This window comes from Protofrankia coriariae (assembly GCF_001017755.1).
GTDB classification, from domain to species: domain Bacteria; phylum Actinomycetota; class Actinomycetes; order Frankiales; family Frankiaceae; genus Protofrankia; species Protofrankia coriariae.
The window spans coordinates 7,679-9,222 of record NZ_JWIO01000049.1 but is presented as its reverse complement, the minus strand read 5'-3'; the positions used below and the strand labels follow the sequence as shown (position 1 = coordinate 9,222).

Below are 1,544 nucleotides of genomic sequence, written 5' to 3'. Positions count from 1 at the left end.
GCCCGCGGCTGCCTGCGGGTGGCCCCCGCCGTCGTCGACCTGCTCCGCGGGGCCGGCGTGCCCAAGGGGGACGCGCTCGGGGTGGCCAGGGTGGCGGGCATCATGGGCGCCAAGCGCACGTCCGAGCTCATCCCGCTGTGCCATCCGATCGCGCTGTCGGGGGTCCGGGTCGACGTCGACGTCCACGACCACGGTGTTGAGATCACCGCGACCGTCCGGACGACGGACCGCACCGGTGTGGAGATGGAGGCGTTGACCGCGGTCGCGGTGGCCGGGCTCACGCTGCACGACATGGTCAAGGCGGTCGATCCGGCCGCGACGCTCACCGACGTCCAACTGCTGGTGAAGACCGGTGGGCGGTCGGGTGACTGGCGGCGCCACCCGGCCACCGCCGCGCCGGACGCGGGAGCGCCACGGTGAGCCAGGCGGGGACGCCGGCCGGGCCGCCCGGAGAGCCGCCAGGAGAGCAGACAGCCCCGGGAACGCCGGCCGGGTCGTCGGGGGTGCCGGCCGGGGCCCGCGCCCGGGTGATCACCGTTTCGGACCGCGCGCACACCGGCGGGTACGCCGACCGCTCCGGGCCGCTGGCGGCCGGGGCGCTCGGCCGGATCGGGTTCGCCGTCGACGACGTGGTCGTCGTCCCGGACGAGTCCGACGCGATCGTGGCCGCGCTGACGGCGGCGGTGCGCGCCGGGGCCCATCTGGTCGTCACCACCGGCGGCACCGGGCTCGCACCCAGGGACGTCACACCGGAGGCGACCCGGCTGGTGATCGACCGTGAGGTTCCCGGGCTCGCCGAGGCGCTGCGCGCGGCCGGCCGGGCGACGGTCCCGACGGCGGTCCTCTCCCGCGGGATCGCCGGTGTGCGGGACGGAACGCTGGTGGTGAACCTGCCGGGCTCCACCGGTGGCGTCGCCGACGGGATGGCCGTGCTCGCCGGCGTGGTCGGGCATGCCGTTGCGCAGATCAGGGGCGGCGGGGAGCATCATCACGCCGGCTCCCGCGACGGCCGTCACGATTACGCCGATGACGCGGCGGACGCCGGCCGGAGCCCGCGGAAGAAGACGGGATGAGGGCGCCCGGGTGGCCGGTGAGTCTCACGGACGGGCCGGTGGGTGTGCGTCCCCTGCGGCTGCGCGAGGCCGCGACCTGGGTCGACATCCGGCTGCGGAACGGCGACTGGCTCGCGCCGTGGGAGGCGACACCGAAGGCTCTGCCCGCCACCGATGACGCGTGGGCGCAGCGCCAGACCGTCGGGGTTTACCTCCAGATGGTGCGGCGGTTGCGGCGGCAGGCACGTCTTGGTCAGGCCCTGCCGTTCGCCGTGACGTTCGAGGGCCGGCTGGTAGGGCAGATCACCGTTTCCACGATCGTTCGTGGCGCGTTGAACAGCGGCCATGTCGGTTACTGGGTTGACCGTATGTATGCCGGCCGTGGGATAACCCCGACCGCATTGGCGCTGGTGGTGGATCACTCTTTCACCGCGGTGGCGCTGCACCGGGTGGAGGCGCACGTCCGGCCGGAGAACACCGCGAGCCGGCGGG

General features: G+C 74.7%; 2 protein-coding genes and 1 pseudogene (1 of these 3 cut by a window edge). All 3 read left to right on the top strand.

Annotated features, from left to right (window positions below):
• Positions 1 to 420 (top strand): annotated as a pseudogene (moaC, locus tag FrCorBMG51_RS21175) (cyclic pyranopterin monophosphate synthase MoaC); it begins 71 nt to the left of the window's first position.
• Complete coding sequence (locus tag FrCorBMG51_RS21170) at positions 417 to 1,073, top strand: MogA/MoaB family molybdenum cofactor biosynthesis protein (RefSeq protein ID WP_052914910.1); 657 nt, start codon at positions 417 to 419, stop codon at positions 1,071 to 1,073. The pseudogene moaC and the gene FrCorBMG51_RS21170 overlap by 4 nt, the downstream one beginning before the upstream one ends.
• Positions 1,070 to 1,544: GNAT family N-acetyltransferase (locus FrCorBMG51_RS21165; protein ID WP_047224789.1), on the top strand; the 475-nt coding region annotated here is incomplete at its 3' end. The genes FrCorBMG51_RS21170 and FrCorBMG51_RS21165, both read left to right, overlap by 4 nt.